Origin of the sequence: Gracilibacillus sp. D59 (assembly GCF_052246695.1) — a bacterium.
Taxonomy (GTDB): domain Bacteria; phylum Bacillota; class Bacilli; order Bacillales; family Amphibacillaceae; genus Gracilibacillus.
Genome location: NZ_JBQQCK010000002.1, coordinates 214,962 through 230,454 on the forward strand (window position 1 = coordinate 214,962; position 15,493 = coordinate 230,454).

16 protein-coding genes and 1 pseudogene are annotated in these 15,493 nt (G+C 39.5%); 10 read left to right on the top strand and 7 right to left on the bottom strand.

Translation table 11 applies throughout. From position 1 onward, the window contains the following. The first annotated feature begins 54 nt into the window (after positions 1-54). The 4 genes from ACTWP4_RS04290 (at position 55) to ACTWP4_RS04305 (ending at position 4,876) form a co-directional block, all read left to right on the top strand. A complete protein-coding gene (locus ACTWP4_RS04290) occupies positions 55-588 on the top strand; it encodes a YceI family protein (RefSeq protein ID WP_443127527.1) in 534 nt (177 codons plus the stop codon). Between the two features lie 70 nt (positions 589-658). Beyond that, positions 659-1,723, top strand: coding sequence for an LLM class flavin-dependent oxidoreductase (locus ACTWP4_RS04295; RefSeq protein ID WP_443127528.1), 1,065 nt, complete (start codon positions 659-661; stop codon positions 1,721-1,723). 6 nt (positions 1,724-1,729) lie between these two features. Further along, on the top strand, positions 1,730-2,296 hold the full coding sequence (locus ACTWP4_RS04300) for an NADPH-dependent FMN reductase (protein WP_443127529.1): 567 nt from the start codon (positions 1,730-1,732) through the stop codon (positions 2,294-2,296). An 831-nt stretch (positions 2,297-3,127) separates the two neighbouring features. Beyond that, a complete protein-coding gene (locus ACTWP4_RS04305; protein WP_443127530.1) occupies positions 3,128-4,876 on the top strand; it encodes a tetratricopeptide repeat protein in 1,749 nt (582 codons plus the stop codon). A gap of 104 nt (positions 4,877-4,980) precedes the next feature. Here the strand turns inward: ACTWP4_RS04305 and ACTWP4_RS04310 are convergent, their stop codons facing one another. The 4 genes from ACTWP4_RS04310 to ACTWP4_RS04325 all read right to left on the bottom strand — a co-directional run bounded on the left by ACTWP4_RS04310 (position 4,981) and on the right by ACTWP4_RS04325 (position 7,478). Beyond that, a complete protein-coding gene (locus ACTWP4_RS04310) occupies positions 4,981-5,229 on the bottom strand; it encodes a hypothetical protein (protein WP_443127531.1) in 249 nt (82 codons plus the stop codon). Between the two features lie 69 nt (positions 5,230-5,298). Continuing rightward, positions 5,299-5,985, bottom strand: a complete 687-nt coding sequence (locus tag ACTWP4_RS04315; protein WP_443127532.1) for a hypothetical protein — start codon at positions 5,983-5,985, stop codon at positions 5,299-5,301. Positions 5,986-6,072: 87 nt separating this feature from the next. Beyond that, positions 6,073-6,564 carry a tetratricopeptide repeat protein gene (locus ACTWP4_RS04320; RefSeq protein ID WP_443127533.1) on the bottom strand — a complete coding sequence of 164 codons (492 nt, stop codon included), beginning with the start codon at positions 6,562-6,564 and terminating at the stop codon, positions 6,073-6,075. A 5-nt stretch (positions 6,565-6,569) separates the two neighbouring features. After that, positions 6,570-7,478 carry a DUF4915 domain-containing protein gene (locus ACTWP4_RS04325; protein ID WP_443127534.1) on the bottom strand — a complete coding sequence of 303 codons (909 nt, stop codon included), beginning with the start codon at positions 7,476-7,478 and terminating at the stop codon, positions 6,570-6,572. A gap of 334 nt (positions 7,479-7,812) precedes the next feature. Between ACTWP4_RS04325 and ACTWP4_RS04330 the strand changes: the two genes are divergently transcribed. The 4 genes and pseudogenes from ACTWP4_RS04330 to ACTWP4_RS04345 all read left to right on the top strand — a co-directional run bounded on the left by ACTWP4_RS04330 (position 7,813) and on the right by ACTWP4_RS04345 (position 11,974). After that, entirely contained in the window at positions 7,813-9,159 is a 1,347-nt protein-coding gene (locus ACTWP4_RS04330; RefSeq protein WP_443127535.1) for a phenylacetate--CoA ligase family protein, read from the top strand. 29 nt (positions 9,160-9,188) lie between these two features. Then, the gene (locus ACTWP4_RS04335) at positions 9,189-10,430 is read left to right on the top strand and encodes a phenylacetate--CoA ligase family protein (RefSeq protein ID WP_443127536.1); all 1,242 of its coding nucleotides are present in this window, start codon (positions 9,189-9,191) and stop codon (positions 10,428-10,430) included. 40 nt (positions 10,431-10,470) lie between these two features. Beyond that, a pseudogene (locus ACTWP4_RS04340) lies at positions 10,471-11,334 on the top strand (bifunctional 3-deoxy-7-phosphoheptulonate synthase/chorismate mutase); the annotation flags it as partial. 52 nt (positions 11,335-11,386) lie between these two features. Beyond that, positions 11,387-11,974 (top strand): 4-hydroxybenzoate synthetase, encoded by a 588-nt coding sequence (locus ACTWP4_RS04345; RefSeq protein ID WP_443127537.1) that lies wholly within the window; start codon positions 11,387-11,389, stop codon positions 11,972-11,974. Positions 11,975-12,067: 93 nt separating this feature from the next. On the opposite strand, the gene ACTWP4_RS04350 is transcribed toward ACTWP4_RS04345, so the two are convergent. Both ACTWP4_RS04350 and ACTWP4_RS04355 read right to left on the bottom strand, forming a co-directional pair. After that, positions 12,068-12,343, bottom strand: a complete 276-nt coding sequence (locus tag ACTWP4_RS04350) for a hypothetical protein (RefSeq protein WP_443127538.1) — start codon at positions 12,341-12,343, stop codon at positions 12,068-12,070. 74 nt (positions 12,344-12,417) lie between these two features. Beyond that, the gene (locus ACTWP4_RS04355) at positions 12,418-12,618 is read right to left on the bottom strand and encodes a hypothetical protein (RefSeq protein ID WP_443127539.1); all 201 of its coding nucleotides are present in this window, start codon (positions 12,616-12,618) and stop codon (positions 12,418-12,420) included. Positions 12,619-12,805: 187 nt separating this feature from the next. On the opposite strand from ACTWP4_RS04355, the gene ACTWP4_RS04360 reads away from it, so the two are divergent. After that, positions 12,806-13,291, top strand: a complete 486-nt coding sequence (locus ACTWP4_RS04360; RefSeq protein ID WP_443127540.1) for a hypothetical protein — start codon at positions 12,806-12,808, stop codon at positions 13,289-13,291. 27 nt (positions 13,292-13,318) lie between these two features. Continuing rightward, a complete protein-coding gene (locus ACTWP4_RS04365; RefSeq protein ID WP_443127541.1) occupies positions 13,319-14,128 on the top strand; it encodes a lysostaphin resistance A-like protein in 810 nt (269 codons plus the stop codon). Positions 14,129-14,621: 493 nt separating this feature from the next. Here the strand turns inward: ACTWP4_RS04365 and ACTWP4_RS04370 are convergent, their stop codons facing one another. Then, positions 14,622-15,491, bottom strand: a complete 870-nt coding sequence (locus tag ACTWP4_RS04370) for a hypothetical protein (protein ID WP_443127542.1) — start codon at positions 15,489-15,491, stop codon at positions 14,622-14,624. Positions 15,492-15,493 lie beyond the last annotated feature (2 nt).

Consider the following 15,493-nt stretch of genomic DNA (forward strand, 5'->3'; position numbering starts at 1 on the left):
CAGGGCAGTTTGAAACATTGTGTAAAGATAAAAAAATAGAGGGAGAGATTTATTATGGCTAATACCAAATGGATGGTCGATGTGGCACACAGCAGTCTTGATTTCTCAGTGAAACATATGATGATTTCGAAAACAAAAGGAACGTTCCATGACTTTGAAGCAACGATTGAAGCGGACCCCGACGATTTAACTACTGCAAATATTGAATTCATCGTCGACGTGGCAAGTGTTGATACTCGAAATGAAGGACGAGATAATCATTTGCGTTCTGCGGATTTCTTTGATGTAGAACAGCATCCGAAAATGACGTTCAAAGCAACAAATATTGAAAGAACAAGTGACGATGAGTATGATGTGACCGGCGATCTGACGATTTGTGGCATAACCAACTCCGAAATGTTTTCCGTTACATCTGAAGGACAAGGGAAAGATCCCTGGGGCAATGAGGTTGCCGGATTCAGCGGAGAAGGGAAAATCAACCGTGGGGTTTACGGGTTGACATATAATGCCGTATTGGAAACGGGTGGCGTCGTTGTAGGAGACGAAATTAAAATTTCGATTGAAATTGAAGTGCAAAAAGCCGCTTAAACACGTTAAGAAAAGTGGTTAAAGTAGGAGGGATTATTAATACCGAATTGTGGAAGGAGTGGAAGAACGAGTGGAAAAATATCGTATTGATGAAAGTAAAGGACTAGAGTTTGGTATTTTTACCTTGGGTGATCACTTACCAAATCCTTCAACGGGAGAGAGAATTTCTGCAAAGGAAAGAATCCATGAAATAATTGAATATGCTCAACTAGCTGAGCAGGCAGGTATCGACATTTTCGGTGTCGGTGAAAGTCACCAGGAATATTTTGTAACGCAAGCGCACGCCGTTGTTCTCTCAGCTATTGCTCAGGCAACGAAAAAAATTAAAATCTCAAGCTCCTCAACGATTATCAGTACATCGGACCCTGTGCGTGTATATGAGAATTTTGCAACGCTCGACTTGATTTCGGAAGGGCGCGCCGAAATTGTCGCGGGACGTGCCTCCAGAGTGGGACTATTTGAATTATTAGGCTATGATCTGCGTGATTATGAAGAGCTGTTTGAAGAAAAGTTTGAGCTTTTGTTGAAAATCAATGAAGAAGAAATTGTCAATTGGAGTGGCGAATATCGCGCTCCGTTAAAAAATGCAAAGGTTCTTCCGCGTCCAGATAGCGGAGTGCTGCCGATTTGGCGGGCGGTTGGTGGTACACCTGCCAGCGCGATTAAGGCAGGAATTGTAGGTGCTCCTATGTACCAGGGTCATTTGGGAGGATCAGCGTCTGTTTTTAAACGATCGATTGATGCTTATCGTGAGGCTGCACAACAGAGCGGCTTTAATCCTTCAGAACTGCCCGTTGCCACTTCCGGCCTTTTCTATGCAGCTGAAACATCACAACAGGCTTTAAGAGATATGTATCCTCACATCAATCATGGAATGAAGCGGACAAACGGACAAGGTTTTTCAAAGCAACTCTTTGCACAGGGGCCAGATCCGCATAATGTTTTGAATATCGGGAGCCCTCAAGAAATCATTGAAAAAATTCTCTATCAGCATGAACTATTTGGCCATCAGCGTTATATCGCCCAAATCGATTTTGGTGGCGTGCCTTTTGATAAAGTCATGAAGAACATTGAGATCATCGGCACAGAAATAATACCCGCCATCAAGAAATATACAGTAAAAAATGAGGAGTGAGTGAAAATGAAGATCGCCGTATTATCCGGTTCAAATGTTGGCACGAAAACAAGAACGGCTATGGATTACACCATGAAAGCTGTCATGGAAAACTACCCCAACTCTGAAGTGACATGGATTGATTTAGCAGAATACGATGTTCAATTTAGTGACGGACGTGACTATTGGGAGTATAAAGGAGATACCAGATATGTTGCACAAACAGTAATGGAAGCAGATGCACTCATTATTGGAACGCCTATTTTTCAAGCGTCTATTCCAGCTACATTGAAGAATATATTTGATTTGCTTCCAGTCAATGCCTTTCGCGATAAAGTGGTCAGTATTCTTGTAACGGCAGGTTCACCAAAACATTACCTAATTGCAGAACAGCAATTAAAACCGATCTTATTTTATATGAAAGCACAAGTTGTGCAGACTTATGTATTTATCGAAGAAAAGGATTTTTATAGAAAAGAAATTACCAATGATGATGTGGTATCCCGAATCGATCGATTGGTTGAGGACACAGTCGTACTAACCAAAACATATACCAAAATTCGAGAAGAGAAAGAGGCAGAATACAGTTTTTAGCAAAAAACATCAAATAAATTCCTGATCTTGCGTATTTTTCGTTGTTTTAACCCTGAAAAAGAGGTAACAAAGAAGGAATATTGAACAAACTGTTAAGTTACCGTTTTTGACTAGTGGATAAGCAATTCTTTATACGGTTCAGCATGATACGAAGCATGTACGGAACACTGTCCAGTTCATTTGTCTTCGTAACCGCAGAAACAGATGAGACATAACTAGCCAAAAATAACTAAAAAAGTTTCCGATCATTCTTTAATGATCAGAAACTTTTTTGTTGGATTTTCATTATCTATTTTTCTATTAACAATTATCTAACGTCGAATTAATTTACACACTTAGCAGGCCTATCCAATATCTTTTATTCGTTCGCATGGAGTTAGCCCCACAATTATCAGATATGTATTATCTTGGATTGAGTTGGAGACAGGAAAGTTCATTTCTTGCCATGCTGCAATACCCCGGGTCAATTCTTTAACTTTAAAATCATTTTCTAATAAAAACCTTCATCCTTTTCACATTTTCTATTTCTTTACTGATGATCTTGATAATGGCATTAGCCGAGAGCATATCTTAGAAAACAACATATAATCATTATATATTTTAATAATGCATAGATAAGAAAACATGTGAAATTAATGCTACTATTTGCTTTCTTTTCTAATTGTTAAAGTGGGATTGTTGACACATTAAGCTGACAATCCTTCACTTTTGAAAGAGAAGAATAAGAGGTTCAGACAATAGACTAGACATTCCAGTCCTTGAGGATATGGAATGTTATAACAAACAACCACTATGCATGACTGAAGATTAACCGAAGGGAGAGAGTTATCCATGTCTGACGACAAGCATGATAGAGAGAGAAAACTAATGGATTTGCTGTTAAGAATAAAAAAAGCCCCTTTTTATAAACGAAAATTAGCAGATTATAATCTGATGAACATAGGACTAGAAAAAATCTCTAAGTTGCCATTTACCGTAAATGCCGAACTTCGAAAGGCAGAAGCGTTTGACCATCTTGCTGTTGAGCATAAAGAAGCGATCCATTATTGTGAATCAGTCGATACTACTGAAAAAAAGACATCTACTTGGCTTACACAGAAGGATTTGGAAACAGGCATAAGACAAATAAAAGGGTGCGGATTAGACAAAGAAGACATTGTACTGTTTCGTTTTCCAGAAGAATTCACGACTACCTCCTTTCATATGGAGCAAGCCTGCCTTGAAGTGGGGGCAACCATTATTCCTGCGCATCGTATGGTTATGTCATATCCTAAGCTACTTAGTCTCATGGATCGACTTTCTGTCACGGTCATTGTCGGATCACCTCGAGAGATAGAACGGATGACCGAAACAATCCGGTTGCTTGGTTTAGACAAAGGTGAGCATTTTCCCTCTCTCCGAGCGATCATTGTTACCGGAGAAGTAATGAGTGATCGTCGAAAGGAGCATCTAGAACGTAAGTGGGATGTCCCACTTTTTAATATATACAGTACTAATGAAACTGGTAATATTGCAGCCATGTGTGAGCATGGAGCGATGCATATCTTTGAGCAGGATGTTGTGGTTGAAGCATGGAAGGAAGATGGTTCTGGACCTGTTGATCAAGGGGACAGGGGACTTGCTGTAATTACCACATTGTCTAGCCAAGCTTCACCACTGCTACGATATCTCAATGAAGATGTGATCTCTTTCGAGCAAGGCTTATGCCCATGTGGGAAAACGGAAAAGAAACTAGTCTGTTACGGGCAATTGCAGCAAAGAACAAGATTTAAAGGGATTGTGTTAGATGAAAAGGATATTCAGGATGCTATATACTCGTTGGATCCCGTACCAGCTGCTTGGAAAGTGATACAGCAAAAGAATGGCCTTCATATAATGCTCGATTCAGAACAATATGATGAGAGGTCTTTGGAAGAAATAGAAGGAAAATTATCCAAAATGCTAAAAGTAGCGGTAACCGTAGAGATAGGCTACGGTACACTGCTTAATCGGAATGAGCTATTACAAGATATTGTTCCAAAGAGGCAGGAATATATTGGTAATGAAGGTAGTGAGGATCCAAATGTAAGTAGCTCTATTCTGTTACGAGACTTGCTTGATCGAGGATATAGTGCGTTTAGAATAAATGAGTATGAGAAAGCACATCGATTGTTCGAAGAGGCAATTTCACTGGTTCCTCACAGTGCGGAAGCTCATGCATGGCTCGCTGCAGTTTACGGTCGTCAAATTGATACAGCGTGGAGTTTGACGGATAAAATTGATCTTTTTAACAAGTTAGAAAATGAGATCACAGTTGCTCTTGAAATCGATCCGACATTGCCACTCGCAAGGAGGATGAATGGTTCCAAGTTATTAAATACGCCGGATATGCTAGGAGGGGATCCCGCTGAAGCGGCCAAAGAATTCCGTTATTGTATTGAGCAAGGGATGAATGATATTGAAATATGGGTATCCCTGGCTAAATGTTATATGGAAACGGCTGATCTGGCTAAAGCAAGAGAAGCGCTAAAAGAAGCATTAGCTATAGAGCCGAAGAATGAAGAGGCTCTACAATTATTGCAAGATGCAATGAACAAATGATAGGAGAAATAATAAAAGAGAACTAGCATAAAGAATAAAAAAACCACCACAGCCACCAAAGCTATGGTGTTTTTTGTTAAGGGTAATGACAAAAAACGGGCAGTTTATGCCCGTTTTTTCTGAATAAACTCCAATTCTCTCATCATCATTTCTCTTCCTGTTATGATTGCACTATTCCTCAATGTAATCGCGATTTCTTTTAATAGAATTGGGGGAGACTGATTTACATCGTTCACCACATCATTCATTTTGTTGCTGAGGTGGGTAGCTCCTTTGGTCAAAGCATCAGCAACTATAGGTTCAGAGTGTTCCTTTGTATCCTTAATTACCTCTTTAATAATATCTTTTATCATATATGATTTACCTCCTTTTTATCTATTGGAAATTGGTCTAACTTATCTTTTTGATCTTTTACGTTGTTCTTATTTCTTTTGCTGCTTCAACCGGTTGTTGAGTTCGCTCTCAGTTGCATTAGCGGCCCTTCTTATCAAATTTGATATTGGGCTCTCTGCGTCTGGTATATATTCAACAGAAGGTTTTCCTTCCAATAACTTAAGCTTTAGTTGAAGGAGATGCAGAAAACTAGGGTCTTGCGCTTCGTTCTTTAGTTTTAGCCAGCATATACTAGCATCCTGATTTCGACCAATTCGGTGGTATACTTCACCAAGTTCATAAATAAGCTGCCAGTATCTTTTGGTATTAAGGAAGCCTTCTCCATGTATTTGCCGCTTGATAAGAAAAGTGTAATCTTCAATCGCTGTTCGTGCCCGATGGAAATGCTTTTCAGGCAATTTATATGCAGCCTTACCTCGTAATAATCGGACCATGATGTTTTGAGGGGCGGAACTTACCGCTCCATCTAGAAGCTTCAGTCCTGATTTCGACCACCTTAATTTATCTAACGGATTTGTCTTATCCCTAGCAATTAAAATCATAGTGCTGCCATGGTATGCATCCAAAAGGGGGATATCTGAATGGTCGGATCGCACCCGTTCCAACAGTTGATGCAAGTCTTTAACGGCCTTTGCATTTCCTTCTACAGCTTCCTTGTGTAATGAAATCACCTGTTCCTGCAAAAGCTGGATATCTTTCTCGCTTATATTTACCAAATGGTTATACCTCCTTTATATTTTTTAGAAAGACAGAAAGTATAAAATTTACGTTTCTGTCCACTTGAGCGCCCTGCGCTTTTCTTACTACTTTTTCTTGGATAAACGTTTTAAAACTTTACTTGCTTCGTCTGGATTACCCATATTCTGGTAAGCAGTACTTAGATCTTTTATCAATTCTCTCACTTGGTTATTAGTAAGGTAACTAGAATCTTTTTGATAACGATTTAGTAGGAAGGAGATATCTTCGACCGCTACCTTTGAGCATTGAAAAAAGGATTCTGGTAGACGTAAACATACATTTGATCGTAACATCCGAATTTCCTTGTGATTGGGATCCTTAGAGATTGCTTGATTCAAAGCATCTAGTCCTTCTTGCGCTTTATCTGCTTTCTCCAAAGGCTGAGAGGCATCACGTCCTAATAGTGCGAGAGTGCTACCGTAATATGCTTCGATAAGAGCATTGTTAGGAGCGGTATTGCGAAGCTTTAAGAAAATATCATAGGCGAGCTTTACCGCTTTTTTATCCCCGTCTACACCTTTCATAAATAGTTTTTTTCCTTCCTCAAATTGTTTCATTACAATTACTCCCTTCTAAAAAAATTTGGATCAAGAATCTGGATTTGATATACCTGTTGCGCTGGCAATGGTACAAAGCGCGAAATTCTAAATTTAGGATCGTAGACGTAGATTCCACCATCCAAGCAGCAATTCGTGAATTCGTGAGGAATTCGTAAAACATGCCTCATCCTGCTTTGTCCGATAAAGATCGTCTGTTCTGTTATGGCAAGACCACGTGTAAAACCTGGTAGTTGAATCGGTGTCGTGTTTCCTACTACGACATTGAATGACATGGAGTCACAATATGCTAATTCGTTTTGATGCATCATTACAGTGTGTGGCATATACAAGTCCTTTACAACGATATGGTTCTCAGGGGCGATATGGAGTTGTTGAGCGGGATCAAAATCGGTCAAATCAATTGCGACAATTCCACCGTTTTTATCCATAGGGTTCATATACCATTTGCCAAAGGGGGAGAACATAGAAACATATAATGTATGACCATCCAACCAAATATCATTAATATGATGGACGTCTTTGTCCTCTGCATTAATTCGAATCTCCCCTAATCGTGTCAATGTTTCAGTATCATAGCAACCGATTGCATTGATCGCAGTTTCTACAACCAGCACAACATCATCATTGAACTTCACGATATCGTGAAAATCGAGTTTCGGATATTGTTTTTTCTGGGTGACTTGAAACTTCTGGTCCATCGTAATGAGTTCGTTATCGTCAGACGCTATGAACAATCGGTCATTAACCAGTGTCACTCCTGAACAACTTCCGGTATAAAGTTTTTCAAAAGCATTATTTTCAAAATCTAGCAAAAATAGGCCACCCTGGTTAGAACCACTGGATGGACAGCTGACTAATAGACTTGTATTGATATGTTTAAAATCTGGATCATTCTCCAATCCGTATAACAATGCGGTTCAACCTCCTCCTTAAAATAGTTTGTGCTAGTTACGATATGTATGTTCATAAGAACCGCTTGGATGAATTCCCTGATTTTTATCAAATGATATATTTGTCCGAGTCAAGTCTGACATTACTTGCATTTAATAAAGAATAAGGAAGGATGAATTGTATAGCAGTGATAGTAAACCAATTTATGAAGAGAAGAAATAGATAAGAATCTAGCAAACATGCCATGTATCAATGCTATTATGGAAGATTAGCCCTTAGACATGGGCAAATGGTACAAGTAATTTAGTGTGGAGGTTTGAAGCGTTAGAAAAACACATGGAATGGAGGATGAAAATGAAGAAGTCTCAAACGCATATGATGACAGTTTCCGTGGATAAACATTCATCCCATCTAGAACAATTCAAAGAATTTTATAAAGAATTAGATGACCAAGGAAAAACGATTGAAAAACTACCCCATGAAGAAATAGACGAATATCAGTTGCAGGCAATTAACGCCACTTTAGAATATGTGTGGAATCAAAATGAATATTATCATTCAAAGTTAGAGGATGCAGGATTCACGGAGCCTAAAATAGATAGTTTAGAACAATTAGCATCTGTACCGATGTTGTTTAAAGACGTTATTAGGGGAGATAAAGAGAAGATATTATGTGTTGATCCAAAAGAAATAGGCCAAGTTCATCTTACAAGTGGTACATCGGGTAAACCAATTTATACCTCTTATACCTTGGCTGACCAATATGTATATGATCTGCTACCGAAGTATTTGGAACTGTTTAAGGAAAAAAATGATGATGTCGCGGCAATCGCGCTCCCATATGAGTTCGCGCTGCCTGGACTTGGATTCCAGCGGTTATTCCAGTTTGCCTTTGGTACCGCAGTGTTATCGCTTGGAAAAGGTGGATATATGGCTCCGGTTGATAAGTCGTTGGATTTAATGAAGGAGTATCAAGCCACTGTGCTTACAACAACGCCATCATACGCAGCGTTGCTAGCAGAAGAAAGTGAGAAGTACGGTATCAAGATAGGTGAAGATATTCGGTTGAAGAAAATCTGGCTTACCGGTGAAGGATGTTCTCCCGCCTTCCGTGAACGTTTGGAAAAGTGGTGGGGATGCGAAGTTTCGTTTTTTTATGGCTCAACCGAGTGCGGAGTTATCGGAGTAGAATGCAGCAAACATCAAGAATATCACGTCATGGAAGGCCATGTTAAATTGGAGATTATTGATCCGGTTTCTGAAGAAGTGCTTCCATACGGGCGAACAGGAGAAATCGTTGTTACGACACTGCTGCGTGAGGGAATGCCGATGGTACGCTATCGCACCGGAGATCTAGGTAAATTGCAAAAATCCAATTGTGATTGTGGAATCACGATGGATGTTCTGCAGCTAAGAGGAAGAATGGAACACATGTTGCGTATAGGCAGAGAAGATTATTCACCATTTATGATTGAGCACTTTCTTGTGGAGATTCCAGATGTAGGTTTATGGTATCACCTTAAGCTTAATCAAGGGGTGTTAACAATTGAAGCCGAGAAGTTTCGTACGAATCTAAGTGATGAGCAATTAGTGAAAAAGATACAAAAGCACATGGCGGATCGGATTGGGATAGATTGTAAAGTTATAATCAGAGATGATATTCCTCGTACGTTTGGCAAAGCGACTAGAGTATTTAAATAGATATCGTAACAATAGAGAGGAGGTGGCATATGCGCGACATTGATTTAGAGAGGGCAAGGAAATTTCAGGAGATGTATAAGCGGATTCAAAAATCTCCCTTGTATAAAAGGAAACTAGCGGATCATACTGCAAACAGAATGGAATTGGATCAGATCAAAACACTTCCATTAACAACGAAAAAAGATTTACGGGAAGCTGGCATTTTCGGTCACCTTGCCGTCGACAGGAAGGAAATAGCGCAATACCATGAATCAACCGGCACAACCGGAGTGCCCTCTGCCTCGTGGTTTACCCAAGAAGATTTGCAAATTGGTGGAAGACAACTAAAGGAATGTGGCGTGCGTTTGACGTCTGACGACCTTGTGTTGATCCGTTTTCCTTATGCAATGGCACTGCCAGCATTCTTAATGCAGCATGCTGCTTGGCAAACAGGGGCTGGAGTCGTTCCCGCAAGCGGACGAACGGTCGTTACTCCTTATCCAAGAGTATTAAATTTGTTGAAGGATCTTTCTGTCACAGTAATGGCCGGGCTTCCACGTGAGATGGAACTGTTGGCTGAAGTGGCTCGTCTAGGGGGGGCTAAGCCAAGTAAGGACTTTCCTGCTTTGCGTGCCATATGTGTTGCAGGCGAATTAATGAGTGATAAGCGCAGAAAGCATATAGAAAAGCTGTGGAACGTGCCAGTATTTAATATGTACGGTTCAACGGAAACCGCTAATATCGCTACAATGTGTGAATATGGCAATATGCATATCGTAGAACAAGATTTTTTCGTAGAAGTGCTAAATGAGAACGGTTCAAACTATGTGGAAGAGGGAAAAAGAGGTTTTGCAACAATTACGACACTATCTCATAAAGGCTCTCCACTGTTACGATATTTTAACGAAGACATTATCTCTGTAGAGCAAGGTTTATGTGATTGCGGCCGAGATGGAGCCAAACTGGTTCATTACGGCAGAAGCAAGGATCGAATTCGTTTCGGAAACACCGTCCTAGACGCAATGGATATTCAGGAATCTGTATACTCGTTATCTCCTGCTCCGGATGCTTGGAAGGTGATAGAGCAGGAAGAGGGTCTGCACTTTTTACTAGATTCGCATGATTCCCAAAAATGGTCAGAAGAAAATATCCGTTCTTTTTTATCTTCTCGACTTAAGGTGCCAGTTACTGTTGAAATCATTACGATGATCGATCGAATTGGTCTCATGGATAACACGCCATCATTAAAGCCTGTATATATCAAAAAGCAGAGTAACGGCACATCGAAATAGATTTATGCAAGCAACAATAGAGCAGTAAGTGGTCAGGATGCTTTCTATTGATCAACAGAAAGAAAGGATGGTTATCTTGAGTGATAAATCGCAACAAAAGAAATCGCAGCTTCTCGTAAGCCGCGACCATAAAAGTGAGGATACCATTATTAAAGTTAAGCAAACGGTTATTGGAGGATCCTCACAAACGCTGATCGCAGGTCCTTGCTCGGTCGAATCGAAACAGCAACTCATAACAGTTGGTTCCGCACTAAAGAAAGCGGGCTTAACGGTCCTACGCGGTGGAGCGTTCAAACCAAGAACCTCTCCCTACAGTTTTCAAGGACTTGGTGAAGAAGGGTTAAAAATGATGAAGGATGTTGCAGATGAAATGGGATTGGTGACGATTAGCGAAATTATGAGTTCCGATCAGATTGATACTGCAGCCAAGTATATTGACATCTTTCAAATAGGTGCTCGTAACATGCACAATTTCGACCTGCTCAAAGCAGTCGGCCAAACGAATAAACCTGTATTACTGAAACGAGGCCTTTCCGCTACTTTGGAGGAGTTTATGCTCGCGGCAGAGTATATTTTGCATCATGGCAATGACCAGGTAATGTTAATCGAACGTGGAATCCGCACTTTCGAGACAGCAACCCGCAATACGCTTGATATTTCTGCTGTTCCTATTTTAAAACAGGAAACCCATCTTCCTGTGCTAGTGGATGTCAGTCATTCGACTGGACGGAAGGATATTCTCCTCCCTTGTGCAAAAGCGGCACTTGCTGCTGGGGCAGATGGGGTTATGGTGGAGATTCATCCAGATCCTACGAATGCCCTTTCCGACGGGAAGCAGCAACTCAACATGGAAGAGTTTCAAGCCTTTTGGGACGGCGTTTGCGATTCTGGTTTGTACCACTAAGCCTTCCTACTGTCACAGATAGCCTGACACAATAGGTGATGGAGGTGAAAGTATGATAGACTCGCAGTTTGAACGTAAAGCCTCGGATTTGTTACAAGAATTGTTACTCAACTTACTTTTAGTGACGGATGGACGTACAACAGATTTGTTAGAAATGTTACTGAATGAAAAAGTAACAGTACAAGTGATCCGGCAAGAACAAATTGCTGAAGATACAAACTTAATGGGCGAATTTTCAGGAGGTCCGTACTATATTCGAGAATCGGTTTTGATCGGGGAAAAGAGTGGATTTGTCGTGTCACACAACATTGCACTTGTATATTCCAAGCACGTACCCCCTGCTTTGTTCCAGAACATTGCACATCAAAAGCAGGGAATTGGTAAAGCGATCAGTTCACTTGGAGTACGGTCTCTCCGAAAGGTAGTCGACTCGGGCTTCGTGAACGAAGAGGAAGCGGTTGATCTTTTCCGACAGCCTGTCAAGATTCGCTTTCCTAATCTGCATAATAAAGTACCCTACAAAAGATACTTCATGTATTTCGGGCGTAAACCGGGAATTCAGATGCTTGAATATTACCATCCAAACCTCATTAAACACCATCTGCAGCAAGAGATTAGGAAAGAACAATCAAGCGACTGAGCAATGGCTGGCTCTATAGGAGATAATGCATCTCTAAGAGTCATTCATTGCTTTACATATGCAGAGCATTGAGTGATATTTAGATAGGCTACCTTATTTCTTTCTCGACTTTTCTTTAGTTTCGACAATATTAACTCCGAAATCGATCATTTGTCTAGCGGCATATAGTACACCTTTCTTAATAGCTTCGAATAATTTAATTACAATCACTTCGAAGGGTTGATCTCGATCCTCAACAGCTTTTTTGATTTCTTTCTCAGCTACGTTTGCTCCTTTTTTCACTGCTGTCATATAGTTCTCGGTAAAGTATCTAAATTTCACATGAATTTGTTTCAAAACTTTTGAAAATGCTTGGTTTTCCCTCGGCAACTGCTTCACCTCCTTAGGATACTATCTTTCCTGCGTTCCATTCAGTCTAAGCTTCATCATGTAGATATCGACGTTCATCGCTTTCGCACTATTTTTTTCTTCTGCATCGGAGCGGAATCAATCGACTCTGTACGTTCCTCGTCGTCCCCCTGGCCCCAATATATAAACAGTGCAGCGATAACGCCCACCACTAATACAAAAAACAACACGCCACATAAACTCATGCCTAGAATGAATAAGATTTTATCGCCAATACTCATGTTATCTGTTTGCATTCTTTTTCACTCCTGCTTTGTCAGACTAATTCAGTATATGAATAAATATCCCAGATTCTATAGGTAATAATCTATTATTCTATAAATTCCACTTCAGTCTAAGCAAGAAACACTAATCTACATAAAATACATGGAGAGTAAACACCTAAAATAAATGCATCAAACATATAAAGGAGGTTTTCAATCAATGGATCAGATACAAGGGAAAATCGATTCTAATTCGACCGTAGAAGAAGGGCTTGCGACAGTTTCTAACCAAACGAATGATGAGGAGTGGCATCAATTTATTCAACAAGAGGTAGAGAAACAAACGAAGGTAGGAGGAAATGAAGAGTCTAGAAAGGAGGTTATACTTAGTTCCCTAATTGAAAAAATACCAGTCGAAGATTTGATCGAATCAACAGTGAAAATGATTAAGGAGAAAATAGAAGCGGAGATCAAGAGGAAGAAGAAAAATAAGAATACAAATAAGCAGACAGAGACGGTAGAAAAGATGAAGGAAAATGAGAATACAAATAAGCAGACAGAGACGGTAGAAAAGATAATGCAGATAAAAAATGAGAATACAAAAAAACAAACAGAGACAACAGATAAGACAATGAAGAAACATGGAACGTATAAAAGTAGGCAAAAGAAGCGCCGAAGAGAATTATATAGACAAATATATGGATAACCAGTAATAGAAGGAGATTCACAACTTATGAAAGAAACACTTTTATTTCCTAGCAGCGCTGAACGAAATATCACATCGTTGATCTTGTTTGGGACACTTATTATCGTTTTACAATTAAACAACTATCTGCTAATGACTGTTTGGGGAATAGGTGTAGGGCTCATCTTAATCGATAAATCAATGAGATTTTTTATTGTGATCACACTGACTTTCGGTATTGGATTCTTTCTTTATGGCTATGTGAATTCACAATGGATTGCGGACATGAGTCCTGAGGAAATGCGGATCATTCTCAATAGGTTGTCATTGATCGTACTAATCATTCCATTAATATGTATATCACTTATTTACAGACTTCCTTCTATGAGCTATTGGCAGAAACCGCAATGGGGGGAGCTCGTTCGAATACCATTTATTTGGTCCGGCTTCCGTCAAGTGAAAGTAAGTAAGTTTCTCGCCATGGCGATGCTCATTAATCTTATCGCCATTATGCCGTTTATTGTGAATAATAGTTGGATATACATCCAAGAAATCTGGGGTTTTTTGCTGCTTTTTTCAACACTTAACTCCGTGCTTGAAGAAATTATATGGAGAGGCATACTTCTAAGTCGTTTTTCTGAATGTTTTGGCAATCGATGGGCGGTATTGATAACGAGCATTGGATTTGGCCTCCAACATTATTCCTTAGGATTCTCTTGGGTTAGTTGCCTTTTATTTAGTGTTGGAGGCTTCTATTTCGGGGCTATTACAGTCCATTCAAAAAGTATCATTCCTGCAATAATTTGGCATATGTTATTCAATGCCTTAATGATTCTTAGCGGAATGTTAGTGGATTAACGAAACAGAGAAACGCCTCTTTCACTATAGATGGAAGCGAGACTACACTATTAATTTACGCTCACTAACATATCAAAAACCTTATTTAGTTAAACATTGGAGAGGGTATCACAAATAGTGTTAAACAGAAGGTGGAAATAACTATATGAGTGTAGATTGCATAACTATCGTGTTAGGATAGCCGCCCTCACCAATTGGTTTCATTGATTCCACTCTAGCTAGATTAAATGGACTAATTGTAATACCAAGTAATCCGAGCTGACCAATAGTGACCAAAGTGGAGTTTGACTTTTCGCTGTAGCAACAACCCCAAAGTGTCCAGTAAACAAATTTAACACCACCTTATTAGAAATATAATAATGAGAATAAAATCCATATCCTTACTATTTTAACGTATTCGTACAGGTATTGTTTTAAAGTGGGTAAAGCTTTTTGTATAAATTGTAAACAATATAAGGAGATTACTTTCATAACATTTCTATGTCTGGTGGATTCAGGTAGCTCTATAAATTGAAATTGTTTTGTAGGAAGATTCCCAACGATCATATAGCATAATGATGCCAATAGGAACGACATAGCGTAATGCAGACAATAGCAGACTCCAATTGTAGTAGATGAACCATCCTTTTTGATAAGCGAAAATGGCGATGGTAACGCCGACTAAAGCTATACCAGCAAATACCAAAGGCTTTAGCCTCTGTGGAGTTATCGGGATGAAAATGGCACATAATATAGCTAATATATCTCCAGATATTAATTCTGCAACTCGGCAATCGGTCATAATATCTTTAAAAAAACCAGGTTTAAATTGGTACATCTTGAGCAAGGGTAATGCGAAGACAGTACTTACCCACATCAGAATCATATGTGAAAAACAAAGCAAGCGGACACGATAAGGAACCGGAGGATTGTAGCTTGAAATACGCGGAGCAAGATATGCGCCGACGCGAAAACCAACTACATAAAAAAAGGTAGAAAAGAAAATGTTCCAGTTTATATACTTTAAATAACCTAATTTTAAGTAAATTAACTCCAAGATGATATATAAAACTGCAAACAAAATAGATATTCTCCAAGGGTGATGTGACCTGGCTGCATAATAAACAAAAATAATGAGCGTGAAGGGAAGAATTAAAAAATCGGCGAATACAACACCAAATTCGTTTGCGTAAATTGGATTTGTACTCAAATGAGTCGTGAATTTGTAAAGACCTAAAATCAGGTTAAACAAACCCTCAAATATATCTGCGCAATAAACACCGATTACGTATGCGGTTATAATAGAATGCCAGGATAACTTTCTCTTGCAAAGCACTATTGTCATCCAAAGGGAAATAACTCCTAAATGAATCAGATATAACATCC